General features: G+C 59.3%; 22 protein-coding genes and 2 pseudogenes. 11 read left to right on the top strand and 13 right to left on the bottom strand.

The genetic code is table 11. From position 1 onward, the window contains the following. Window positions 1–430 precede the first annotated feature (430 nt). The 3 genes and pseudogenes from AC1DNK_RS24200 to AC1DNK_RS24190 all read right to left on the bottom strand — a co-directional run bounded on the left by AC1DNK_RS24200 (window position 431) and on the right by AC1DNK_RS24190 (window position 5240). Window positions 431–1699, bottom strand: coding sequence for a cation:proton antiporter (locus tag AC1DNK_RS24200; protein ID WP_477943706.1), 1269 nt, complete (start codon window positions 1697–1699; stop codon window positions 431–433). After that, window positions 1696–4086 (bottom strand): FdhF/YdeP family oxidoreductase, encoded by a 2391-nt coding sequence (locus tag AC1DNK_RS24195; RefSeq protein ID WP_477943705.1) that lies wholly within the window; start codon window positions 4084–4086, stop codon window positions 1696–1698. The genes AC1DNK_RS24200 and AC1DNK_RS24195 overlap by 4 nt, the downstream gene beginning before the upstream one ends. 77 nt (window positions 4087–4163) lie before the next feature. Beyond that, window positions 4164–5240 (bottom strand): annotated as a pseudogene (locus AC1DNK_RS24190) (catalase family protein). A gap of 364 nt (window positions 5241–5604) precedes the next feature. Between AC1DNK_RS24190 and AC1DNK_RS24185 the strand changes: the two are divergent. The 4 genes from AC1DNK_RS24185 (at window position 5605) to AC1DNK_RS24170 (ending at window position 9444) form a co-directional block, all read left to right on the top strand. Next, entirely contained in the window at window positions 5605–6654 is a 1050-nt protein-coding gene (locus AC1DNK_RS24185; RefSeq protein ID WP_477943704.1) for an alpha/beta hydrolase, read from the top strand. 11 nt (window positions 6655–6665) lie between these two features. Next, window positions 6666–7193 carry a DUF4142 domain-containing protein gene (locus AC1DNK_RS24180; protein ID WP_477943703.1) on the top strand — a complete coding sequence of 176 codons (528 nt, stop codon included), beginning with the start codon at window positions 6666–6668 and terminating at the stop codon, window positions 7191–7193. A 168-nt stretch (window positions 7194–7361) separates the two neighbouring features. Then, window positions 7362–8237 (top strand): SDR family oxidoreductase, encoded by an 876-nt coding sequence (locus tag AC1DNK_RS24175; RefSeq protein WP_477943702.1) that lies wholly within the window; start codon window positions 7362–7364, stop codon window positions 8235–8237. Between the two features lie 43 nt (window positions 8238–8280). Beyond that, on the top strand, window positions 8281–9444 hold the full coding sequence (locus tag AC1DNK_RS24170) for a zinc-dependent alcohol dehydrogenase (RefSeq protein ID WP_477943701.1): 1164 nt from the start codon (window positions 8281–8283) through the stop codon (window positions 9442–9444). Between the two features lie 278 nt (window positions 9445–9722). Here AC1DNK_RS24170 and AC1DNK_RS24165 read toward each other — a convergent pair whose 3' ends face one another. Continuing rightward, window positions 9723–9920 carry a hypothetical protein gene (locus AC1DNK_RS24165; protein ID WP_477943700.1) on the bottom strand — a complete coding sequence of 66 codons (198 nt, stop codon included), beginning with the start codon at window positions 9918–9920 and terminating at the stop codon, window positions 9723–9725. A 385-nt stretch (window positions 9921–10305) separates the two neighbouring features. On the opposite strand from AC1DNK_RS24165, the gene AC1DNK_RS24160 reads away from it, so the two are divergent. Both AC1DNK_RS24160 and AC1DNK_RS24155 read left to right on the top strand, forming a co-directional pair. Then, complete coding sequence (locus tag AC1DNK_RS24160; RefSeq protein ID WP_477943699.1) at window positions 10306–10428, top strand: hypothetical protein; 123 nt, start codon at window positions 10306–10308, stop codon at window positions 10426–10428. Window positions 10429–10491: 63 nt separating this feature from the next. Then, the gene (locus AC1DNK_RS24155) at window positions 10492–10941 is read left to right on the top strand and encodes a hypothetical protein (RefSeq protein ID WP_477943698.1); all 450 of its coding nucleotides are present in this window, start codon (window positions 10492–10494) and stop codon (window positions 10939–10941) included. A 57-nt stretch (window positions 10942–10998) separates the two neighbouring features. On the opposite strand, the gene AC1DNK_RS24150 is transcribed toward AC1DNK_RS24155, so the two are convergent. The 9 genes and pseudogenes from AC1DNK_RS24150 to AC1DNK_RS24110 form a co-directional block, all read right to left on the bottom strand. Next, the gene (locus AC1DNK_RS24150; protein ID WP_477943697.1) at window positions 10999–11790 is read right to left on the bottom strand and encodes an SDR family NAD(P)-dependent oxidoreductase; all 792 of its coding nucleotides are present in this window, start codon (window positions 11788–11790) and stop codon (window positions 10999–11001) included. A 28-nt stretch (window positions 11791–11818) separates the two neighbouring features. Continuing rightward, entirely contained in the window at window positions 11819–12568 is a 750-nt protein-coding gene (locus AC1DNK_RS24145; protein ID WP_477943696.1) for an SDR family oxidoreductase, read from the bottom strand. A gap of 82 nt (window positions 12569–12650) precedes the next feature. Continuing rightward, window positions 12651–13490 carry an ATP-binding protein gene (locus AC1DNK_RS24140; protein ID WP_477943695.1) on the bottom strand — a complete coding sequence of 280 codons (840 nt, stop codon included), beginning with the start codon at window positions 13488–13490 and terminating at the stop codon, window positions 12651–12653. Window positions 13491–13965: 475 nt separating this feature from the next. Next, the gene (locus AC1DNK_RS24135) at window positions 13966–14316 is read right to left on the bottom strand and encodes a hypothetical protein (RefSeq protein WP_477943694.1); all 351 of its coding nucleotides are present in this window, start codon (window positions 14314–14316) and stop codon (window positions 13966–13968) included. Between the two features lie 67 nt (window positions 14317–14383). After that, on the bottom strand, window positions 14384–15271 hold the full coding sequence (locus AC1DNK_RS24130; RefSeq protein WP_112386863.1) for a TIGR02587 family membrane protein: 888 nt from the start codon (window positions 15269–15271) through the stop codon (window positions 14384–14386). Further along, window positions 15268–16131 carry an SDR family oxidoreductase gene (locus tag AC1DNK_RS24125; RefSeq protein ID WP_477943693.1) on the bottom strand — a complete coding sequence of 288 codons (864 nt, stop codon included), beginning with the start codon at window positions 16129–16131 and terminating at the stop codon, window positions 15268–15270. The genes AC1DNK_RS24130 and AC1DNK_RS24125 overlap by 4 nt, the downstream gene beginning before the upstream one ends. A gap of 153 nt (window positions 16132–16284) precedes the next feature. Continuing rightward, window positions 16285–17382 carry a nucleotidyltransferase family protein gene (locus AC1DNK_RS24120; RefSeq protein ID WP_477943756.1) on the bottom strand — a complete coding sequence of 366 codons (1098 nt, stop codon included), beginning with the start codon at window positions 17380–17382 and terminating at the stop codon, window positions 16285–16287. A 214-nt stretch (window positions 17383–17596) separates the two neighbouring features. Further along, complete coding sequence (locus AC1DNK_RS24115; protein WP_477943692.1) at window positions 17597–18352, bottom strand: SDR family oxidoreductase; 756 nt, start codon at window positions 18350–18352, stop codon at window positions 17597–17599. A 308-nt stretch (window positions 18353–18660) separates the two neighbouring features. Then, window positions 18661–19215 (bottom strand): annotated as a pseudogene (locus tag AC1DNK_RS24110) (oxidoreductase); the annotation flags it as partial. Between AC1DNK_RS24110 and AC1DNK_RS24105 the strand changes: the two are divergent. From AC1DNK_RS24105 to AC1DNK_RS24085, 5 genes are all read left to right on the top strand, one after another. Further along, the gene (locus tag AC1DNK_RS24105; RefSeq protein WP_477943761.1) at window positions 19117–19368 is read left to right on the top strand and encodes a hypothetical protein; all 252 of its coding nucleotides are present in this window, start codon (window positions 19117–19119) and stop codon (window positions 19366–19368) included. The pseudogene AC1DNK_RS24110 and the gene AC1DNK_RS24105 overlap by 99 nt on opposite strands. A 245-nt stretch (window positions 19369–19613) precedes the next feature. Then, complete coding sequence (locus tag AC1DNK_RS24100) at window positions 19614–21092, top strand: sugar ABC transporter ATP-binding protein (RefSeq protein WP_477943691.1); 1479 nt, start codon at window positions 19614–19616, stop codon at window positions 21090–21092. A gap of 54 nt (window positions 21093–21146) precedes the next feature. After that, window positions 21147–22151 (top strand): ABC transporter permease, encoded by a 1005-nt coding sequence (locus AC1DNK_RS24095; RefSeq protein ID WP_477943690.1) that lies wholly within the window; start codon window positions 21147–21149, stop codon window positions 22149–22151. An 84-nt stretch (window positions 22152–22235) separates the two neighbouring features. Further along, window positions 22236–23222 carry a substrate-binding domain-containing protein gene (locus AC1DNK_RS24090; protein WP_112386871.1) on the top strand — a complete coding sequence of 329 codons (987 nt, stop codon included), beginning with the start codon at window positions 22236–22238 and terminating at the stop codon, window positions 23220–23222. Between the two features lie 62 nt (window positions 23223–23284). Then, the gene (locus tag AC1DNK_RS24085) at window positions 23285–24058 is read left to right on the top strand and encodes an SDR family oxidoreductase (RefSeq protein WP_112517603.1); all 774 of its coding nucleotides are present in this window, start codon (window positions 23285–23287) and stop codon (window positions 24056–24058) included. Window positions 24059–24084: the final 26 nt, after the last annotated feature.

Genomic DNA, 24084 nt, shown 5'->3' with positions numbered 1-24084 from the left:
TTCAACATGCGTTCTGGAGGCGAGCTGGCCGTTACACCGAAGACGACGATACGATTCCTTCCAATCAACTGGGCACTTTCATGCCGGGCGAGCTCGCGTCCGAAAACAAATGATCCCGACTGCGGGAAGCAAGGCGCGGTCCAACGCTTCTATCCACAATAAGGGAGACGGTGGTACGGTCTGACTCGGCGGCCCCGTGCGGGGACGGGAACAATTGCGAGTCCATTGGCGGACCTCGGCCTACAGATGGTGTAGTCCCCGATCGACTCGGTAAGGCTGCCCGAGAGAGATTGATGTCGCTTATTGAGGATGCCGGGATCAGATGTGTCGCACGGAACCAATCGCCGTCAGCCGCTCGCGAAGTTTTCCTGGCCTACCGTCGATATCGAGATCTTGCGTTCGGACGTGCGGCATTGCTTCGCTCCTGATGCTAACTGGAGATCGCTGTCGATTTCGAAGGATCTAGGCCGCGGCGGCGATCAATCCAGCGCATGACCGGAGTTACCGTCGCGCCATGCATGACGACCGACAGCAGGATGATGACGAACACCGTCGCCCAGACCGTCTCCACATTTTCGAACTTCGCTTTGCCGGACGCGTAGGCGAGATAATAGATCGAACCAAGGCCGCGGATGCCGAAGACCGAAACGATCAACTTGTCCGCCCATGGCAGCCGGCAGCCGATCAAGCTCACCCATGCAGCGACGGGTCTGACGACGGCGAGCACGAGAACTGCGACCACGACAATTCGCCAGTTGGTATGCGACAGAAGCGAACCCTCAGCGAGGATCGAGCCGAAGCACACCAGCAGCCCCATCATCAGCAATCGCTCGATCTGCTCGCCGAAATCGTGCAGATGCCCGTGATACTTGCTCTTGCGCTCGACGCCGCGAAGGGTCAGGGCGGCGACAAAGACGGCGACGAACCCATAACCATGTACGATCTCCGTCGCGCCATAGGCGATACAGGTGAAGCCCAATGCCGCCAGCCCATCACCCGTGCTTGCAATGCGGCCAGCCTCCGGCATCCTGAAGGTCAGATAACCGAGAGGCCTCCCGACCACCCATCCCATTGCCACACCGGCGGCTAGTTTCCAGGCGACATCAAAGACAAACCAGTGCGGGAGCCACCCGAACCCGCCGCCCGGCTGCTCACTGGCGATGGCGATTGCGGCCATGACGAACGGAAAGCTAAGGCCGTCGTTAAGACCGGCCTCAGATGTTAGCGAGAAGCGGATGGAATCCTCCTCGCCGGTCTGCGGCGGCCCCACCTGTACGTCGGAGGCGAGAACCGGATCGGTCGGGGCGAGGGCGGCACCGAGAAGAATGGAGGAAGCCAAACCCAGACCAAGAACGCTCCAGCCGACAAGAGCGATCGCTCCGATCGAGAGCGGCATCGCGATACCGAGAAGCCGCCACGTCGCCGACCACTGAAGCAGGCCCAGCGGTCGATCGATCTTGAGGCCGGCACCCATCAGAGCGACGATCAGCACGAATTCCGTGAGATGCTCGGCCCACTTTATATTTTCGAGAGGGTTGATCGCGGGAAGTGGCGTAAAGGGCGACCAGGCCAGCAGCATGCCGATGGCGAGGCAGCAGATCGGCAGCGACAACGGCAGCCGGCGCAAGGCCATTGGTAGCCAGACGGTTAAGAGAACGACGGCGCCGAAAATCAGGAGAGTGACGACATAAGCATTCAATCAACGCTTCCCTCTCGTTGAAAAGCTTCCCTCTCGAGCTCCCGTTCACCAGACTCAAATACTGGCCGCTCCATCGCAGTCTCGATTTCCCGAGACCAAGCGTTACCGTGCCCCGACACGATCCGGACGGGAATAGCTTTCGATGCTGGGGTCTTGGACAGTTCGTCATGGTGATCGATCGCGTTGAGCACGTTGCTCTCGGGGTAATATGAGGCGATCGTTCCGTTCGGTCGGGCATGCGCCCGCACTTCGAGGCCGGCCAACTCCCGATGTTTGCCGTCTGAAAAATCGCTCACCAGCGTGACCCGCTGCCCTTCGAAGAGGCCTGCCGACGCTATGTCTGCCTTGCACATGAGGACGACATCGCGGGTGCCCTCGATGCCGCGGAACCGATCAGAGTAACCGTAGATCGTCGTGTTAAACTGGTCGTTTGACCGGAGCGTTACGAGCCGGAAGCGACCTTCGGCGGGCGCGAATGACAGCGCGTTCAATCGATCCGGTTTCGTGAAGACGGCCTTTTTCTCCGGTGTGTTCCAAACTCGTTCGTGGGCGTCGTTTCCACGATAGAAGCCGCCCGCCTGAAACAGGCGGGCATTATAGTCCCTGAAGTCTTCTGGATAGGTCTTCTCGATAAGGTCACGAACGAGGCTGTAGTCCGCTATCCAGTCGTCCCAGCGCAGCCTTGCACTGTGTTCGAGCGTCGCCTTGGCGATGCCGGCGACAATGGCAAGCTCGCTTCGCAGGCATTTTGACGCCGGCGTGCGCTTGCCCGTACTGCCGCTAATATGGGAAAAGCTGTCCTCGGTGGTGACAGATTGGTTTCCCGATACTTGCCTGTCGATTTCGGTACGAGACAGGCAGGGGAGAATATAGGCTGTCTTCGCCGGGAAGAGATGGCTGCGATTGAGCTTCGTGGAAACCATGACCGTCAGTTCCTGAGCGGCCCATACCCGTTCCATCTCCAACTGGTCGGGAACGGCGCGAACGAGGTTTCCCCCAAGGCTGACGAAGGCCTTGACGGTGCCACCCATGAGGCCCTTCACTGCGTCGACGATCGTCATTCCGTCCTTCATCGGGGGATCGAAATCGAACAGCTCCTTCAGCTTGTCCATCGGGATCAGCTTGGTTTTTTCGGCGATGCCGACAGTGCGCTGGCCCTGGACGTTCGAATGGCCGCGCACCGGACAACAGCCGGCGCCTTCACGGCCTATGTTTCCGCGAAGCAGTAGAAGGTTCACGACCATCGCAACGTTCAAGGCGCCCTGCGCATGCTGGGTAAGACCCATCCCGTAGACGCCAATTACGCTTTCAGCGCCGATATAGACGTCGCCGGCATCGCGCAGCGCGACCTCGGTAAGCCCGCTCTCACGTTCGATGTCTGGCCACGGTGTTTCCCGCACCATTTCAACGAACTGATCGAAGCCTGTCGTGTGCTCGTCAATGAATTCGAAGTCGACAATGCGCGGCTTGTGGTCCGCGACCGCGAGGTCATCGGCTTCGACAACATGCTTGCAAATGCCGAGGATGGCGGCGATGTCGCCGCCCGCCTTGACCTGATGATATTGATCGGAGATCTGCGTCTCGTGGCCTGTCAGCATGTCAATCGGGTTCTGCGGGTTGACGAAGGAGATCAGGCCCTGTTCCAGAACCGGATTGAACGTGACGATCCGGGCGCCTCGCCGTTTTGCGTCCTGGAGCGGATGCAGGAAGCGCGGACTGTTTGATCCTGGATTCTGCCCGAAGAAGAAAAACGCATCGGCCTTCTCGAGATCTTCCCAGACGACGGTACCCACAGGAGATCCGATAACCTTGTTCAGGCCGACGGATGTCGTCTCATGGCACATGTTCGAGCTCTGCGGCAGATTGTTGTTGCCATATAAACGGGCGAGCAGCGCGTAGAGATAAGAAGCCTCCAGCCCGGCATGGCCGGACGAGTAGAACACAACACTCTCCTTCTCCAGCCGGTTTAGAATGGTCGCGATGCCTACGAAGGCTTCATCCCATGTCACTTCCACATAGCGGTCGGTGCCGGCATCGTAGCGAAGGGGATGCGTCAAGCGACCCGTCATCTCCAGATCGTGATCTTTCCACTGCCGAAGCTCGCCAACCGTGTGATCGTCCCAGAAATCGGGCGAGCAGCGATGCGACGTCAGCTCCCATAGTGTCGCCTTCGCTCCGTTTTCGCAAAACTCGAAGGGATGATAGTTGACGGGCTTCGGCCAGGCGCAGGAGACGCACATGAAACCGCCCGGCTTGTTCTGGCGCGCGAGCGTCTCAAGCGCCGCAGGCGTCGGCCAGCTTTCCCCATAGATGCTTTCTATACCTTTCAGCGAGCCCCAGCCACCGGACGGACCTTCGGAGTTGGGGTTTGAAATGTTGTCGGCCATGAACCTTATCCTTCGAGCGTCTCAATGAGAAAAGGCGCCGCCTGAAAGCGGCGCCGGCAGACGACGGGATCCCATGATCAAGAGGCAGGTTCGTGGATCGGACACCCGTTGAAACCCGCGCGGAACTTCGCCGAATGCTCGTAGGTCGCCTTGCGGGCCCGGTTGATGTTTCCAAGCGGCTCGTGTGCAGCAAGGCCCGTCCAGACACTGAACCTCATCTCTTCGTCGACCTTCTGCACATTTGTCTCAGACCAGCTGTCCTGCGGCACTGCATGTATGGTCGCTACCGCTACGAATGGGGCTTCGTCCTCGTCCCACTGAACTGTCGGATCCTCGACGGGTTGTTTTTCAAGATCGCGACAGAGCTGGACACAAAACTCCCATTCGCCGTTCAAATGTCGCATCTCTGCTTGTACCGTCTCGCGAATAGCATCCGGCTGACCTTTTGTGTCGATCTCCCTGCCGGTCAATCCGGTCAGGTCCTTCGAGACCGGGCGAATACTGAACTTGGCGATATAGTCGCCATAGCGGAACGGCGTCACGCTATAGTAGGTCTCGCCAAGAGGATCGACGTCGGGCGCCCCGCCCATCGATTGCACTGCCGGGCTCGACAGGCCGATGGCCTGCAAAGTCGCATTCACGCCTTGCAATACGTTGGACAGGACCTCCTTCGTGCCTTCCATGCGGTCCGTCGTCTTGGCGAGTATTTTTAGGCTGCCGAGGAACTTCTTTGCGTTGTTTGCCTGGAAGACCGGCCCGTTGACCATGACGAAGTCCTGGGTCGCTCCCTCGGCATCTGGCAGTCGTGCGCCGGGAACCTCGACGACCTTCAGCGCAAGCCCGCGCGGCAGCGAGATGTCATCCGGGAGAATGTCGCCGGCATTCGTTGAGATGCGCATGTAGGTCTTGTAGGTGCCAGGGTTCGCAAACAGGCCCTGCGCCAGCTCCGGCGGCAGTCCGTCCTTAACCGTCATTTTGCCTTAAAGGATGCCATGAGCCTTCGCATGCACCGAGCGCACGGCATGTCCGTAATCTGCGGCTGTCTTGTTCAGAATGACATCGAACGCTCCGTTTAGTTCAGTGACGGTCTGCTGCTCGTCTTCTTCGAAGCTTTCGACCTCTGGGGTATAAAGGATTGGCGGGTTGAAAGGCATGGGAAACTCCTTGCGGGCGCGCGAGACTGCTAAAGTTCGGGAACGGCGAGATGTTCCACCAATGCCTGTCATCCTTTGAGAAACGTCGTCCGCTCGATAGCGCGCTCTTTCCGAATACGTCCCCTTCGGCAGGTGACGAAAAAGCTGGAGAAGCAGAGCTTTGACGGTCGAGGAAGACGGACGGCGAACGTCTCCCGAACTCCGCGGCGAGCTGGCATGGTCTTCCGGTCTTCAGGATAGATCGCGGGCGTATAAAGGTGGACGGACCCGGTTCATCATGGACCACCCGATCCTTTATCCAGGCTGAAGGGAACAATGGGCTTTCGCCGAGGTTGGGTGACGTCTTTTAATCGGAAAGCAATCAATGACCCCTCGTACTGCCCTCAAGACGGCGCTGCTTTTTGGCACGCTGCTGGCAACCGCCGTCCCCGTATTTGCGCAGGATGCTCCGAAGCCTGCGCCGGAGATGCAGGCCGTGCTCGATAAGCTGGCTGCCCTCGGCTCAAAGCCGTTTTCGACGCTGACCGTGCCGGAAGCTCGTATGCAGGCGAGCCCGGCCGACGCCGCGCACGCCGTCCAGTGGGACAAGCGCGTATCATCCAATCCCGAAGCGCAGGTCACCACCAAGGATATCGCGATACCGTCGAAGCAAGGCGGCTTGGCCGCGCGCGTCTATATTCCAGGCGGGGAAGGGCCGTTTCCGGTGGTGGTTTACTATCACGGGGGCGGCTGGGTCGTCGCCGACGTCAATGTCTATGACGGCGCGCCGCGTGCGCTTTCGCTCGGCGCCCGCGCGATCGTCGTATCGGTCGAATATCGCCATGCACCGGAATACAAGTTTCCGGCAGCCCATCAAGACGCTTGGACCGCTTACAAATGGGTTGTCGAGAACATTCATGAACTGAATGGCAACGCCGACAAGATCGCAGTCGCTGGCGAAAGCGCTGGCGGCAATCTTGCCGCCAACGTTGCGCTGATGGCGAAGGAGATGAAGACCAAGAAGCCGGTCCACCAACTCCTGGTCTATCCGGTGGCGGGCAACGACATGGACACGCCCTCCTACAAGGAAAACGCCAACGCCAAGCCGCTCGGCAAGGCCGACATGGAGTGGTTCGTCAAGAACACCGTCACGTCGATGGACGACGCCAGGGATCCCCGCATCAATCTCAACGGGCGCTCGGACCTTGTCGGCGTCGCGCCGGCGACCGTCATCCTGGCGCAGATCGATCCGCTGCGGTCCGACGGCGAAACCTATGCCGCAAAGCTCAAGGACGCTGGCGTCTCGGTCGACATCAAGACGTTCGATGGCGTCACCCACGAGTTCTTCGGCATGGCCAAGGTGGTGCCGCAGGCAAAGCAGGCCATGGACATGGCCGTTGCCGATCTGACCGCCGCATTTGAAAGGGCCAAGTAAGGAAAGCCGACATGAAAAAGATGATTTCTGCCTCGCTCGTTTCGTTTTCCCTGCTGATCTCCACCGCGAGTTTCGCTGCCATGCCAAAAAGCGCCGACACCGTCGCTGCTCCGATGAACGTCGACAAGGGCTCCTTCGTGAAGGTCGTCACGAGTGCCAATGCCTTCGAGATCGAATCCAGCAAGCTCGCCGAGGAAAAGGCGAGGGATGGGGACGTCAAAGACTTCGCCAAGCAGATGATCGCAGATCATACAAAAGCGGCCGAAGGTCTGAAGAAAGCGGCCAAGCTCGGTGACGAGCCGCCGGTGCTCGCGCCGAAACACCAGGCCATGCTTGACACCCTAAGGGGTGCCTCGGGCGAGGATTTCCAGGCGCTTTACATAGAGATGCAGGCGTCCGCGCACATGGAGGCGGTGACACTGTTCGCGACCTACGCGAAGGGCGGGGACGATGCTGCCGTCAAGCAATTTGCGGCAGAGACGCTGCCTAAGCTCGAGATGCACAAGATGCATGTCATGAAACTCGTGGCCGCTCACTGACGAATCCGGATGTCGAGCGGCAATGCGTCGCCTGAGAGCCTCTCGGAGATACCCATGGACAGAGCTCTCCAATTGACACGCCGGTCAGTTCTCGCGGTGACGACAGCAACCCTTGCCGCCACAGCGTGGCCAACGTTCTCGCAAAGCCCATCGAAAGGACCAGAAGCCATGGAAGACCCGACCACGAAATATCCGAAGCCGCCTTTCCAGCGCCAGTCGCAGCCTTTTCCGGGCCTTGCCGGCAAGATGGACCCAAAACCGGATCACGGCGAGACAAGTTATAAAGGCTCGGGTAGGCTCGCCGGGCGCAAGGCGTTGATCACCGGCGGCGATTCCGGAATGGGCCGGGCGGCTGCGATTGCTTATGCCCGCGAAGGCGCGGATGTTGCCATCAACTATCTTCCTGACGAAGAGTTCGACGCCAAGGAAGTTATCGCGCTCATTGAAAAAGAAGGACGAAAAGGCGTGGCATTGCCCGGCGACCTTCGCGATCAGGCTTTCTGCGAGAAGCTTATCGAGGATGCGGTGAAGGGGCTGGGCGGCCTTGATATCTTCGTCAGCAACGCGGGACGCCAGCAGCAGGCGGGAATGTTGTCGGAGATCACTTCCGATGCCTTCGACGCGACGATCAAGACCAACATCTACGCGATGTTCTGGCTGACGAAGGCCGCGCTCAAACATTTGCAGCCTGGTTCGGCCATCATTATCACGACGTCTGAGCAGGCATACGACCCCTCCGAGGACTTGGTCGACTACGCGATGACCAAGGCTGCCGGCATGAACTTCACAAAGTCGATGGCCAAGCAGCTCGGGCCGAAGGGCATCCGGGTCAACGGCGTAGCGCCGGGACCGATCTGGACACCGCTGCAAGCGGCCGGCGGCGCGACGATGGAAAAACTGGAACAGTTCGGCGGCAAGACGCCGATGGGTCGTCCAGGCCAGCCGGCCGAACTCGCTTCGATTTACGTTCAGCTTGCCGATCCCTCGGCCAGTTACGCAACAGGGCAGGTGTATGGCGCGGCCGGCGGTGGCGGCCAGCCCTAAAACCTAAACGATGATCCTAGAAAAACGCGCCGAGGAGAACGACATGAAGGCTTTGACCTGGCACGGTAGCGGAGACATTCGTTGCGAAGAAGTCGACGATCCGATTATCCAGAACGAGCGCGATGCGATCATCAAGGTGACGAGCTGTGCCATATGCGGTTCCGACCTGCACCTTTACGGCGGTTTCGTTCCGGGCATGCATGCTGGCGATGTCATGGGCCACGAGACGATGGGCGAGGTCGTCGAGGTCGGCCGCGGCAATTCCAAACTTAAGGTCGGCGACCGCGTCGTCGTTCCCTTCACGATTTCCTGCGGCGAGTGCTCGATGTGCCAACGCAGCCTGTTTTCGTTGTGCCAGCGGTCGAATCCGTCCGGCGCTAAACAGGCCGAGCAGATCGGTTATCCGACTGCAGGGCTTTTCGGCTATTCCGACATGTACGGCCGGTTCCCCGGCGGGCAGGCGCAGTATCTGCGCGTGCCCTTTGCCGATGTCGGCCCTATCAAGGTGCCCGACGGTTTAAGTGATGAGCAGGTTCTCTTCCTCTCCGATATCTTCCCGACCGGCTACATGGCGGCGGAAAATTGCGACATTCAACCGGGGCAGACGGTCGCCGTTTTCGGATGCGGTCCCGTCGGCCTCTTTGCAATCAAATCGGCGTTCCTCCTGGGCGCCGAACGCGTCATTGCGGTCGACACCGTGCTCGAGCGTCTGGCGCTGGCGCGTCAGGCGGGTGCCGAAACGCTCGATTACACGGACGACGACCTTCAGCAAAAAATCGTCGAGATGACGGGTGGGCAGGGGCCGGACGCCGTGATCGAGGCAGTCGGGTTGGAAAGCCACGGCGCCGGTGGGATGATGGAGAGCCTGCAGACCAAACTGACGTCAACGGAGCGGCCTTACGCCCTGAGCCAAGCGATCCTCGCGTGCCGTCCAGGCGGCACCGTGTCGCTCCCGGGTGTCTTCGTAGGACCTGCCGTGCCCGCACCGCTCGGCGCACTCGTTGCTAAGGGCCTGACGTTGAAGACTGGCCAGACCCATGTGCAACGCTATCTCGAACCCCTAATGAAGCTGATCATCGACGAAAAAATTGACCCGTCCTTCCTGATTACGCATCGCATCGGTCTCGAAGAGGGGCCGGATGCCTACAAAACCTTTCGTGATAAAGAAGACGGCTGCGTTAAGGTTGTCATTCGGCCCAACGGTTGAACTGCCGGTCTTTAACGCTCTTAGCGCGCTCCTTCCCTGCGCTTCGGAAAGCTGTTCTTGCCCGCTTCGTGGATCATTTCCTCGTTTGCACGGCAACCGCGCTGAGCGAGTTCGAAGGCGAATACGCTGACGAGGAGAATGTACAGGGCATCAGGTTTAACCGTGTTTTGGCTGCGCGAGCCGCCTCACGAGAAATCGGCGTCGTCCTTGCGTTCCTGGTCGCCGTCGCCCTGTTCCAGGTCCGCGCAGAATTCGTAGGGCCTACTCTTCCGTCACCACTACAGGTGAAGCGGAACGGTCAGGAAGGCCTTGGCCGCCCTGGAGAGCGAAAATCTTTTGGCCGGTGTTGCGCTACCGTTAAAGCTTCCTTCTATTTGGATGTCGCCGGTCGCACGGGTCGTACTTCCGCTCTTGCTTCTTGTCTCGACCGCGCTTCCCACCGTCTCGTCGTCGGATTGCAGCTCGTCGGTGTTCAAGCAACTGTTTCACTCCCGGTTGGCCGTCTGCGGGGCGGGGATACGACTGTTGGGATCTGCACGACCAGTCTTCGAATCGGCCTCGGTCAAGACGTCTCCGGCTACGCGGCTGGTGCCCATGTTCACGGGCGGAGCCCGGCGGTCGTCTATGCTGGAGTGAGGAATTGCTTAGTGCTGCGTGTCTTTGTTCAAGGTCCTCGGGGGAAGCTTGTCGGAATTGGGGCTCGATTTCGTGGTCATTGCAGGTCTCCTTCCGAATTCTGAGGGGAGAACTCCGGCGGCCAGACCAAGTTCATCTTTCGGACGAGCGAGCGCGACATGGCGCAGCCGGTGACGGAACCAGCCAGCCTCGCAATGGTTCTATCGGGAGGATAGGAGATTCCGGATGAAGATTGTTTTGATCGCCACTTCGATCGTCGTGCTTACGTTGGCCGTCCTCGCCGCCAACGTGCTGCCATCCCGCCACGAAGCTTCCTATCCGAAGCCGCATGACATCACGCGAGGATAGATGTTCGGAAACCGGTCGCGTTTCAGCATCGACCTATCTTAAAACGTCTACACGGAGACCTGAATGTTCCAGACAACCTCTAACCTCAAGACGCTGCGCGAGGCCCTTTCAGATCATATGGAGCTTTCCGAATATTTCCTGGCAATGCATGCCTTCTACGATGGCGAGGTCGTCTTTGCTAGAGACGTCGTCCAGGTGAACGTCGAGTTCTCTCCGTTCCCGGTTGACTTCGAAAACCTTTGGGACTGGCTGCGGGAGCAGATTAGGGGTTCTCCCGCGCAAGAAACCTTCGCGTATGAGACAACATTCGGTGTCGAGGACGAAGACGATCCCGTCATGGAGAAACTCATCGAAATGACCCAAAGGTCGGCGAACACGATCTGGATGATCGATCTTGCCCACCAGGAGACGCCGGAGGCCGGCCGCCGGTTCGTCATCGTTACTGCGCCCGACAAAAAGCGAGCACAGGAATTTCGCGACGAGTTCCACGGTAGGGACCTCGCGATTTCGTGACGAGAGGAAGCCTCTGCTGTTCGCAGAGGCCCTGGTTCACTTCGGCGTGTCTGATCTTCAGAGCGTGTCGATAAGGCCGCCGTCCACTCGCATCGAAGCCCCAGTCGTGGCTGATGCCAATGGCGAGGACAGATAGGTGACGATATTCGCGATCTCCTCGACGCTGGCCGCGCGCTGAATGAGGGAGCTGCTCCGGTGCTGCTTGACGAAGTCGGCAGCGACCTCCTCAATCGACTTTCCGGTCTTTTCTCGCTCGGCGGCAAGCATTGCTTCGACGCCTTCTGAAAGGGTGGGACCAGGGAGAACCGAGTTTACGGTAACTCCAGTGCCTGCCATTCGTTTGGCAAGCCCGCGCGCGACAGCGATGTCGGCCGTCTTGCTGACGCCGTAGTGGATCATTTCCACCGGAATGTTGAAGCCGGATTCCGATGCGATGAAGATGACGCGGCCCCAGTTTGCTTCTTGCATGCCTGGGAGATAGGCGCGGGACAGCCGGACTGCAGACATCACGTTCACCTGCCAGTGACGGTCCCAGACCTCGTCCGTGGTGTCAAAGAAATCGCTTGGCTGGAAGATGCCGGCATTGTTGATGAGGATGTCGACCAGCGGCACCTTTGCCACGAGTTTTGCGCACCCTTCGGCGGTGGCGAGATCGGCCGCCACCCCCGTCACAATGCCCTTGGCGCCTTCGCTTCTCAGCCGTCCTGCTGCTTTCTCGGTCTTGTCTTCGGACCTGCCGTTGACAACGACGTCCGCGCCGGCTCTGGCGAGCTGACGGGCGATGGCGTAGCCTATGCCCTCCGTGGACCCCGTCACCAGGGCGGTCTTGCCTTTGAGATCGATTTGCATGTTCTGCTCCTGTGAAGTTGGGTGCCGGTTAAAGATTGCTCATGCCGCCGTCGATGACGAGCTCGCTGCCGACGATATAGGAGGCTTCGTCAGATGCGAAGAAGACCACGGTCTTTGCAACCTCCAACACGTCTCCGAAACGACCGACCGGGATCTGCTTCTGCACGCCTTCGGCCATTGTCTTCATTTCCGCTTCCGACATGCCGAGCTTTCCGTAAAGCGGTGTCGCGATAGGGCCGGGGCTGACGGCGTTGACCCGAATGCCGCGGCCCACCAGCTCGCCCGACAGCGTCTTTGCCAGTGTCAGAAGCGCGCCCTTGGTTAGCGAGTAGACGCTCGAGTTCGGCATGCCGATATGGGCGTTGATTGACGTGTTTAACACAACCGAGGCGCCTTTCGAGAAGATCGGCAGAAGCGCCTGGATCAGGAAGTAGGGACCCTTGACGTTCGTTGCGAACGAGTTGTCGAAGTCCGCTTCCGACCAGCTTTCGACCGGACCGAACTGTGCGACGCCCGCGTTGACGAACAGGATGTCGAGATGACCGAAGGCTGTCGTGACCTGATCGACAACCTCCTTTTGACCAGAGACGTCGCCCGCGTCAGACTGGATGACGATGACGTCGCCGCCAAGCTCCCTGCGGGCTTTCTCGACACCGGCGGCGCTGCTGCCGGTCACGGCGACGCGCGCGCCTTCGGCCACGAATTGGCGGGCTGTTTCGAAGCCGATACCACTGGTGCCCCCGGTGATGAGGGCGGTCTTGTTAGCAAGTCTGGACATGACGATTTCCTTTTGCGTTGTTGAAAGACGGCCTCGATGTCGGGGTCGATGACAATGGTTTACTGCAGGACGCACGTTCGGATTAGTCGGCAAAAAGAAATTCTGCTGTTCGGAAGTTTCGAACGATCCGCAGGCGCGGTGGCGCGGCGGCGGTTCGGCGACCCGCATAGAGGGTCGCTTTTAATGTTGGGCTATGCCACGGTTCGAGGCGGCGCACGAGAAGCAGCTCGACGAGCAGATCCAGATAGGAAGCGATGGTTTTGCCATCGACCCCCAGAGCGCAGACGAGTTCGGCTGCATTGAGGAGCCCGGCCTTTGGTGTGCGAGCATGGTCCAGAACAGTCTCAGCGTTTCGGCGGGTATGCGCCGTCCGAGAAGCGGATATCTCGTTCAAGGTAGTGCGAATGAAATCCCGTCTCCAGCGCATGCTCGCACCATCGCTGGAGGCAAGGAGACTATCAAGGAAACCACCCCGCAGCCAAAGCGTATCAAGCGCATCTGCCGGAACTTCCGTTCCGTCGACAGGCTGCATTTCGAGACAAGCGATGCGGCCGGCCAGTGTTTCGCCAGACTGTTTGAGAAGATCGACGGAGGCTGAGCCAAGCAGCATGAACTGGTCGGCGCGCCGTCCCGCCCGGCGGTTGCGGTCGATTAAGCCGCGCAGGATCTGGAACACACCCGGTAGACGATGAACTTCATCTAGGATGGCCAGCTTATCGGCATGATTTTTAAGATAGAGCTCGGGTTCCGACAGTTTGGCCCGGTCTGCCTCCGTCTCAAGGTCGAGATAGATGGAGGGTCGGGTTTTGCCAATATCGATGGCCAACGTTGTCTTGCCGACCTGACGAGGCCCGAGCAGGGCAACAGCAGGACTTTCGTCAAGGGCATTCAGGAGTCTGCTTGCAATTCTACGTTTAATCAACCTTGCATTTATGGATCTCTATTCCAGAATTGTAAGGATAACTGGCGTGTAAGGCTACCGTTCCCGCCGGGTCGCATCGTTGTAACAGCTCGACGCCCGTTGCGCCCATGACCCGGCTGCTTGATAATCGCATCGACCGGCTGCGCAGGGAACGCCCAGATCGGGGGCAATCGATCCCTGCCTTCCTACGGGCCACGTCTTAAGAGCGTTAATCGACCTGGTCGTGCGGGGGCGCTATCCTTTTGGATCACCCACCGCTGGTGGTTGGCGCAACGCCGTAGCGCTGACAAAACGCTCCCAAGAAAGCAACATTGATTCGTAAAGGCGTCGACCCGACCAGCTGATGCCGGCATCCGTGAGAGATATCGATCGGCTCGATTATCGCACGCACCAATGCCCCGAACCCCGCAAAGATCATCCCGCGTTCAGCCCTGGAACTGAGCTGAAAGCAATCGAACTTGCCGCGTGACCAGCTTCACGGCTCGTTGTAGGCCGAGGCTTTGACAACCACCGTCTTTCCGGCAGGGTTATTCTCGAAGATCAAACCGCCCCTCGTTTTGGACTGGCCTGGAACATAGGCAAGCACGGTTTCGACACTCTCGATGATGGCTTTTCCGTCCTGTAGTTCACCTCGCACCGTCACGTCGGCGGCCGTGGCGCTGGCCTTGTTGCTCATTTCGAACAAAACCTGATAGCCGGTGCTGCGTTGTTCCGTCCGGACGACAGCCGCCTCAAGGTCAGGAGAGCTGTCTTTATCCATCAGCGCGTCCTTGCCGATCCAGGTAATCAGCACGATCACGAGGGCTGCCGAGACGAGGCCGGTCAACCATTCAATCCAATGCGGTTCGGCATTTTCGATGTTTGAAGATCTCGATATCTTGGTCATGCCTGCCTCATAAAATCAGCCGCGCAGCAGCCGCGCCAATAGCGCCCGGGAAACTCAAGATCACAGTTGTCATCAACGCCTGTGTCGTAGAAGTGTCGTCGATCCGGTGAAACGTCCACAGACAAAAGCCGCTGATAGCGAGAGCGATGACATAGCCTGGCAGGGTGAAGCGGACAAAGGCGTGCCACCCAGGCGTCCCCTCGGCAAGGTCATGGCTTCCGTGGAACGACAGGGTGTAGACGAAGCCATGCATTATCGCCAGAGACGCCACGATGATAGCCAATGCGTGCCAGGGCGACATTTTGTAGGAGAGGAGGATCATTTCCTCGGTCGGCGCCACGTTAAGCGCGAGGAAAAGGGCGCCGACAGCCATCAAGAACAGTTCGCCTGCATAGCTCGTCTCCCGGCTATCCACCGGGTCATCTCCGTCACCGTGATCATCAATCTCATCGGACTGCCCGCCAAGCTGGCTGCGCCCCAGCATTGCTCCGATGCTCGACGGCACTGCCTGGATGGCAATCATGCCGATGACCTCGTGCGCAGACTGGTCATTCCGGAGGATGCCCATTGCGGACAAGATAAGAGCACTGCAGACGATGCCAAGGCCGTAGGCGATGCTCGCGTCTCGGACCGCTTCGCTCCAGGTAGACGTTGTCTCGAAGCCAATGCGGTCAGACAGAAAGATGAGCAGCGGGATATTGATGACGAGGAGAAGCAGCAGTCTCGTGCGGTCCATGTAGAACCCGAGTTCCCACATCTCCATAGTCATCAACATCGGCAGGGCAAAAAGCAGTGCGCCTGCAAAACCGCGCGCTATTCCAGCGGCGAACTCTAGACTGTCGAATTTCGGCTGGGTTTTGCCCCTGAGCTTTTCTGACGACGGTGCCGCGCTCAAATCATGATCTCGCCGCCCGTGACCGGAATAATGGCGCCGGTCATATAGCTACCCTCAGCCGAGGCCAGCAACACATATGCCCCGGCGAGTTCGGCCGGTTGGCCAGCGCGGCCAATCAGCGTCTTTTTGCCGAAATCCTGAGTCTTATCTGGCGGCATGGTCGAAGGGATAAGTGGGGTCCAGATCGGGCCGGGTGCGACCGCGTTCACGCGTATGCCCTTTTCCGCCAACATTTCGGCAAGGCCCGCGGTGAAGTTCGAAACCGCGCCTTTGGTGGAGGCATAGGCCAGAAGATGGGAGGAGGGTTGGCGCGATTGGATGGACGTGGTGTTGATGATGCTGGCGCCAGGTTTCATGTGAGGCACGGCAGCCTTTGCGAGGAAGAAAGGGGCATATATGTTCGTGCGAAACGTCTCGTCCCATTCCTCCTCGGTGATGTCGCCGATTGCAGCGTAGGTGCGCTGGAAGGCTGCGTTGTTGACAAGAATATCGATGCCTCCGAACTCCCTGACGGTTCGTTCGACGAGAGCAATGCAGTGACTTTCTGAGGTGATGTCGCCGGCAACGGCCAAGGCACGGCTACCAGCTTCTTCGACCCATCTCGCCGTTTCCACGGCATCTTCGTCTTCGCTGAGATATGAGATCAGGACATCGGCGCCTTCACGCGCAAAGGCGATCGCCACGGCACGACCGATGCCGGAATCTGCGCCCGTAATCAGCGCTACCTTTCCCTTGAGCCTGCCGTTGCCTTTGTAGCTCTCCTCGCCGTGATCAGGCGCGGGCTTCATCAATCTTGTCAGCCCAGGCGGCGGTTGCTGCTGCTCAGGTTGCGGCGGTATTGGGCGATTGGTTTCCGGCATGGTTGTGTCCTCTCCTTGAGGTGAGAGAACGGACCGGATAGGGCTTGGTTCCACAATCCAGCGAGAGGTATCAGCGGAGTTTGGGCTCGCGCAGCCATTGTCGACCAACAGCGACATGAGTGCGTTCGACCGGGCCTTCGATGCGACCGTATGTCACGGGTAGGAACTATCACCACTCATGACGCCTTTGAGCTGCTGCGGGCCGAGCGCGGCTCTTAAAGCGGCGACGCCGTTTTCAGCTAGCCTGAGAAAGCCCTTGGAGATGCCTTCTTTCCAGGCTGCGCCGCGATCCCACGCCTCTTGCCAGGCATCTGCAACAACGTCGCCCTGTCGCGTTTCAACGAGTGCCTCAAACAGCAGGGCCGCCTGAGAAAGTTCCTTGTCGGCCTTTGCGCGCCCGAGCGCATCTCCGAGCCTCCGCGAAGCGACGATGAGCTTATGGACAGCAAAACGCTCCGGAGCAGGAACCAGCACATTCACCCCCTCTCGATGCAGGAGAACGGTGCGCACGGGTTCGTAGATGAGGTAGTCGAGAAACCTTAGATTTTCTGCGGAAGCGCCGCCAAGAGCGGGCATCGGCGAGGGCTTGCCCGTGTGTTCGGCTGATCCGCGATTGCCGGTGAGAAATTCCACCCGGTATCCCCTCGCATTCTGGAAGGCGACAACCTTGGCCTTGTCCCCCTGGTGGGGAACCGGGCGAAAGCCGCTATCGATTGACCGGAGGATTTCCAGGACGGGAGGCAGGCTGTCGCCTACCTCCGCCGAAATCGCGAAGTCCTGTGCAAAGTCAGCATCGCCGGTCTGCATGGCCGAGGATGGTAAGCGAACGCCGAGAATGCCTGCATAGGCGCTGAAAGCGACGGACCCTATCAGAACTGCGCGCAGGCGGAATAACCCTGCATTTGCAAGCGCCTGCGTGACGTCTCCGGCAAACGGATCGGGGCCTGGAAGACCAGCGCGGCGCAATGTGCTTACCATTCGCCTCCGGTCACGAATCGAATCCTTTAGTTCCATGTGGGCATTCACTCGGGCGGTGATCGCTTCATCGTGGTGCGGGCCGACATAGCTTCGCTTGTCTTTGCCGCCAGGAGTGGGCAGGTCGAAGTACCAGTAATTGCGATCCTTGACCGGTACGGTCACGAACCGGCCCTCCAAGGGAAAGTCTGCCTGGAATTGGGCATCGAGCGAGCGCTCGACGAGCTCTGCGAACATTGTCCGGTAGCTAATATCGACTTGTTTGATTTTCGACATGGCCGTTCCTGCTTGTAGCCTTCTCAGCACCGAACCGGAGTTATAATTTTCTGACAAAAACATTATAGCGCCGATACGAGAAGTCAACGGGGGGGTTATAATGATTTGGCAGGAACATTATAACTTGCCCGCGTACAGCCTGCGATGGCGTGCACAAGACGCGCGTTGTGACTGTGCGCCTTGTTACATTTGGATATGCCGCGCCCGGATAAGCTCAGGCGGGATTCATGGCCGCGAAGATGCTGTCGAACGTCCCGTCACGCTCGGCCCAGCGGCGGGCTTGATCCCGCTCCAGGAGCAGCTCGCCACGCGGGTGCTGTCCGTTTTCAAGCATGGACATGACCTCGCAGATGTAAGAGGCGAGTGGCATGGCGCGCGGATCGGCTGCTTGAGCAAGGCCGGTCAACTCCGTCTGCACATAGGGCGGGGAAAGTTCGAGAACCTCGATCGGCAACCTCCGCAGCTGATGACGCAACGACGTCAGCCACGAATGCAGGAAGGCCTTGCTGGCGCAGTAGGTGGCAAACTCTGCCCGCGGCAGAAAGGCGAGAGCAGAGCTTGTTGCCATGATGGTGGCATTCGGTTGGGCCTTCAGAACAGGCAGGAAAGCCGCGACAGTGCGTATCACGCCGACAATGTTAGTCTGGATCACGTCCACCGACGATGAGATATCCCATGTGTCAGACGTCATGTCTTCGGTCCGCGAGATTCCGGCATTGGCAATCACCACATTGAGCGTGGGGAAGCGTTCACCGAGAACACGCACTGCGTCTTGCAACGATCGTGGGTCGTTGAGGTCAAGATGTACTGCGGTGATATCAGGTCGGGCGGACACGATATCGGCAATCAAGTCCCTGCGTCTGCCGGCGACAATCACGCAGTTGCCCCGATCGTGAAGAGCCTCCGCCAGTCCACGGCCGATACCGCTGGTGCCACCGGTAATCAGTATCGTATTGTCAGTAATTCTCATAGCTGGACCCTTTCCAAGCATTTGAACGGAAAGGCTGCGGCGTTTCCTCGCGTCCAAAGCCATAGACCGGCGCCCAGCATCCTGGCTGTTCGTCGAAAATGGCTGCGGTGTCTGGAGAGATAGATACCACGCGCCTCGTTGTTCGAGTTCTCCCTGCTGGGACCTTCTCGACAAAGGACGCGTTGGATGACGGTAACGCCTACGGCAGGATCGATTTGATCGGTGCAACACGGGATCTAATGAAGGTCGGCTCATCAGTCAAGCTGATGGCGGCCGGCAGCCAGTGGCCCCGCCGCTATAGGAGGTGTTTATCCGTCAGTTGACCGGCTGAGGGCGCTCCAGTCTTCGATCTCCTTCGCCATTGTGCGCAGCCTTTCCGAAACAAGGCGAAGAGCGTCACTTCCAAGCAAGAGTTGCGGCGGTGGCGTATCGCTTTCGATCAACTGAAGAACGGCGCGCGCGAGCCTGTCAGGATCGCCGGTTTGCTTGCCACTCTTTGCCTGCCGGTTCTCTCGCATCGGATCAAACAGAGCATCATAATCGCCAATCGATCGGGCAGAGCGGACCATCGACCGCCCCGCCCAGTCGGTACGGAATGAACCGGGGCAAAGCGCTGTTACATGCACACCGAATGGTGCCATTTCCGAGCGCATCACTTCCGATATTCCCTGCAAGGCGAATTTGCTGCCGCAATAGTAGGCGATACCGGGCATGGTGATGATGCCGCCCATCGAGGTGACGTTGACGATGAAGCCGCGCCGCCGTTGCCGGAACCTTGGCAAGAAAGCCTTCGCGATTGCGACAGCGCCGAAGACATTGACGTCGAACTGGCGCCGCATTTCCTCAAGCGGGGATTCTTCGAGGTGAAGGCGCGTTCCACGACGCCGCAGATTGCGCGCAGTTTGGAAAAGCGAACCACCTGGGAAAGCTCGAAGGCGGCTGTTCTGATCTTGGTATTCACCGATCAATGTTTGATCTCAGGTGTACGACGCTGGCTTCGCCGCAAGAGGATGTGATTGCGCTCGTCATGTAATCCGTAGCCGTGAAACGGCGGCAACTCGTCAGCAAATGCGTTTCTCTCAACCGGACTTATCTGAAAGGGGAGGACGCCGGCTCCGCTCGTCTTCAAGCGATATGCACAAGGTGAAATTGCTCGATTGACATTTGTCGAAATGTATTTGACACTTGTAAAAATCGCCCCATTGGAGATGGAGCGTGATGCGGTCCATCGTGAGATGGCCCGATCGCGGGAGGAATTTGGGTGGAACATCTTCTTGAAGTCGAAGGGCTGGCAAAGTCCTTCAATGGCGTCGCTGCGCTCCGCGACGGCCGGTTTCAGCTCAAGGCTGGATCCGTGCATGCGCTATGCGGTGGCAATGGCGCCGGAAAGTCCACCTTCCTCAAGATTTTAATGGGTATCCACAAGCGCGACGCCGGGTCTATCCGGCGACGGGGTGTGGACGTGGAATTCTCCGGTCCGGCGGCGGCTTTGGCATCCGGCATTGCGATCATTGAGCAGGAGCTCAGCCCGGTGCCGCACATGACGGTCGCGGAAAACATCTATCTCGGCCGTGAACCGTCAGGACGTTTCGGCGGCATCGACTTCAAGACCATGAACCAGAATGCGCAGCGGCTGCTGGAGCAACTCGAGTTCAACATCCGCCCAACGCAGTTCATGATGAATTTGTCTGTCGCGCAGATGCAGCTGGTCGAAATCGCCAAGGCGTTGAGCCATGACGCGGAAGTCATCTTCATGGATGAGCCGACCTCAGCGATCGGCGAAAAGGAAGCACAGCAACTCTTCAAGACGATCGAACGGTTGAAGGCCGCGGGCAAGGGCGTGGTCTACGTCTCTCACCGTCTGTCGGAGATTTTCCAGATCGCCGACGCCTACACCGTGTTCCGTGACGGTTCGTATATCGGTGCGGGTGACCTTGCCGATATCGATCGCGCGGGACTGATCCGGATGATCGTCGGCCGTGAACTCGGCGAGGAATATATCAAGACCAACACGCCCACCGATGTCACGGGGTTCGAGGTTTTAGGGCTGACGGCGAGCGGCAAGGTCGAGGACGTATCGTTCTCCGTGAAGAAGGGCGAGATCTTCGGCATTTACGGGCTGATGGGATCGGGCCGTTCGGAGATCTTCAACTGCCTCTTCGGTCTCGACCGGATGGATAGGGGCGAGATCAGGCTCGATGGCAAGGCGATCACCGTCAGCAAGCCTGTCGAGGCCATAGAGCAAGGGCTTGCCCTCGTCACCGAGGATCGCAAGCTGACAGGGCTCAATCTCGTCGATAGCGTCAGGGGCAACATCGCGCTTGCCAGCCTGCCGGAGTTCAGCCCGGCTTTCGTCATGCGCCGCGGCCGCGAGCAGGCGGCCAGCCAGCAGATGATCGAGCGTTTCGGCATCAAGACCGCACGCGACACCATGGCGGTCTCGGGACTATCAGGCGGCAACCAGCAGAAGGTCGTGCTGGGCAAGTGGTTCCTGCGCAACCCGAAGGTGCTTCTGCTCGACGAACCGACGCGCGGCGTCGATGTCGGCGCCAAGCGCGAAATCTACCGGATCATCTGCGAGTTCGCAGCCACGGGAGGCACGGTGGTGATGATTTCATCGGAGATAGACGAGGTGCTCGGCATGTCCGACCGCATTCTCGTGATGCGCAACGGCCGCTCGGCGGGCGTCTACCCGAGGGTGGAAACCGACGCGCAAGCGCTGGTGCATCTGTCGACGTAACAGGTGCGCCGCGAATTTCTCAATACGGATCGGCATGGGAAGAGGTTAGACACAGTGTCCCTTACAGATAACAAACCAACGACGGGCTGGTTCAACTCGGATCGCCGCAGGCTGCTCATCCAGGAATATGGCATCTTCCTCGCCTTCCTGCTCTTGTCCGTGATCCTGTCGGTGTCGAACGAGTACTTCCTGACGGCCGGCAACATCTCGAACGTGCTGCTGCAGACATCCATCAACGGCGTGCTGGCGATCGGCATGACCTTCGTCATCCTGACGCGTGGTATCGATCTGTCGGTCGGTTCGGTGGTGGCGCTTGCCGGCATCATCAGCGCCAGCTTCGTCACGACGTCGGCAACGGCCGGCATTGCGGGTGCCCCGTACCCTGCCATCGTCGCATTGATTGCCGGTATCGCGGTCGGTCTGGCCTGTGGCGCTGTCGTCGGCTTCATCGTCTCGCGCTTTGCCGTCCCGGCCTTCGTCGCTACGCTCGGCATGTTGTCGGCAGCACGCGGCATGACGCTGATCTATGGTGGCGGCAAGCCTGTCCCGGCGCTGATCCCCGAGTTCCGCTGGATAGGTACCGGAAACATTCTCGGCGTGCCGATGCCGGTGGTGATCCTGGCCGTCGTCTTCATCGTGTCCTGGTGGGTTCTGACTCGCACCCGCTTTGGCCGCTACATCTATGCGGTCGGCGGCAATCCGCATGCGGCGATTACCTCCGGCATCAACGTCACCCGCATCCGTTTCATGGTCTACTGCATCTCGGGCTCGCTCGCCGGTCTCGCCGGAATGATGCTCTCGGCCCGCACGGGATCTGCGCTGCCGCAAGCCGGTATCGCCTACGAGCTCGATGCCATCGCGGCCGTCGTCATTGGCGGCACCAGCCTCTCGGGCGGTGTTGGCCGGGTGACGGGAACGCTGATCGGGGCGCTGATCATCGGCGTCATGAACAACGGTCTCGATCTGCTCGGTATCCAATCCTACTACCAGCAGGTGCTCAAGGGCGCGCTTATCGTCGGCGCCGTCATGCTGGATCAGAAGCGAAATCAAGGTCTCTGACCTCATCATTCGGATCGCATCCGCGGTCCGTCGACCAACCGCGCGTCATAACGGCGACCGGATATCTCTATGGAGGAGAAAAACATGAAGAAACTGATGCTCGCCCTCGTCGCCAGCGCTGCGATCCTTGCCGCGCCGGCGATGGCGCAGGACAAGAAGCTGAAGATCGGTGCAACGACCTACGGCCTCAATGCCGAATTCATGCAGATCTGGTCGGCCGCGCTGAAGCAGCATCCGGCGGTCAAGAGCGGCCAGGTGGAGCTGACAGTATTCGACGGCCGCTATGATGCGCTGGTCCAGCAGGAACAGTTCAACACCATGATCACTCAGAAGTTCGACGCGATCATCTTTGTGCCGATGGACGTCGAGGCGGGTGCCGCAGCTGTTCAGGCCGCCCATGATGCCGGCATCCCGGTCGTCGGGTCCAACGCCCGCGTCAACTCCGATCTCCTGACCTCCTACGTCGGATCGAACGACGTCGAGGCCGGTGAACTGGAAGCCAAGGCCGTTCTCGACAAGATGGGTTGCAAGGGTAACCTCGTCATCCTCGAGGGCCCGATCGGCCAGTCCGGTCAGATCCAGCGCCTCGAAGGCAACGAGAAGGCGCTGAAGGCGTGCCCTGACGTCAAGGTTCTCGAAAAGCAGACAGCCAATTGGTCGCGTGCGGAAGCCCAGACCCTGATGGAGAACTGGCTGACATCGCATCCCGGCCAGATCAACGGCGTCATCGGCCAGAACGACGAAATGGCGCTCGGCGCTATTGAAGCGATCAAGGCCGCCAACCTGAAGGTCGAAGACTTCGCGATCGCTGGCGTCGATGGCGTTACCGATGCGATCAATGCCGTCAAGCGTGGCGAGATGGCATCGATCCTGCAGGACGCCAACGCACAGGCACAGGGTGCTCTCGACGTGGCCATCAAGGCTGCGAACAAGGACGCCAAGCCGGAATCGGCGATCTGGACCCAGTATCCTGACATGAAGTGGGAAGAGGGCGCATCCAAGGACTACCTCGTCCCGTGGACGCCGGTCACCAAGGAAAATGCCGACAAACTGCTCGAATCCCGCAAGTAAAAAATGCACCGCCGGGGCGGCGTCGCGCCGCCCCGGCATCCACATCGCAAAGGCTTGAAGAGATGACAGACACTTCTCCCCAGATTGACCTCAATTTCCCCCTGACCGGCAAGATCGCTGTCGTCACGGGTGCCGCGTCCGGGATCGGCTCGGCGATATCCGATGCATTGACTGCAAAGGGCGCCACGGTCGCTGTCCTGGATATCAATGCCGATATCGCAAGCGCCAAGGCGGCTTCGCTTGGTCATGGGGCTAAATTCTTCGTCTGTGACGTCTCGCAGCCTGATTCCGTCAATCGCGCCATATCCGACGTGGTCGCCGCTTTCGGCCAGATAGACATTGCCGTCAACAGCGCCGGCGTCGTGTTCCTGGCGCCTGCTGAAGACCTGTCGCTCGACTATTGGGACAAGACGATCAACATCAATCTCAAGGGCAGCTTTCTTGTCACGCAGGCTGCCGGCCGCGCCATGATCGCCGCCGGTAAAGGCGGCAAGATCATCAATCTTGCGTCGCAGGCTGGCACCGTGGCCATTGAAGAGCACGTGGCTTATTGCGCCTCGAAATTCGGCGTCATCGGTATGTCGAAGACCTTTGCCGCCGAATGGGGCAAGTACGGCATAACCGTCAACACTATCTCGCCAACTGTGGTCCTGACCGAACTCGGCAAGAAGGCCTGGGCGGGCGAAAAGGGGGAGGCCGCCAAGAAGCGGATCCCCACCGGCCGCTTCGCTTATCCCGAGGAAATCGCTGCCGCTGCCGTCTTTCTGGTTTCGGACGGCGCGAACATGATCAACGGCGCCGATCTTCTGATCGACGGCGGCTACACCATTCTCTGAGCCGGAGCGCCAGGACATTTTTAAGG

It is taken from the genome of Rhizobium sp. 01N424 (assembly GCF_056399485.1).
The sequence above is the reverse complement of the archived record's forward strand: the minus strand, read 5'-3'. Positions and strand labels throughout refer to the sequence as shown.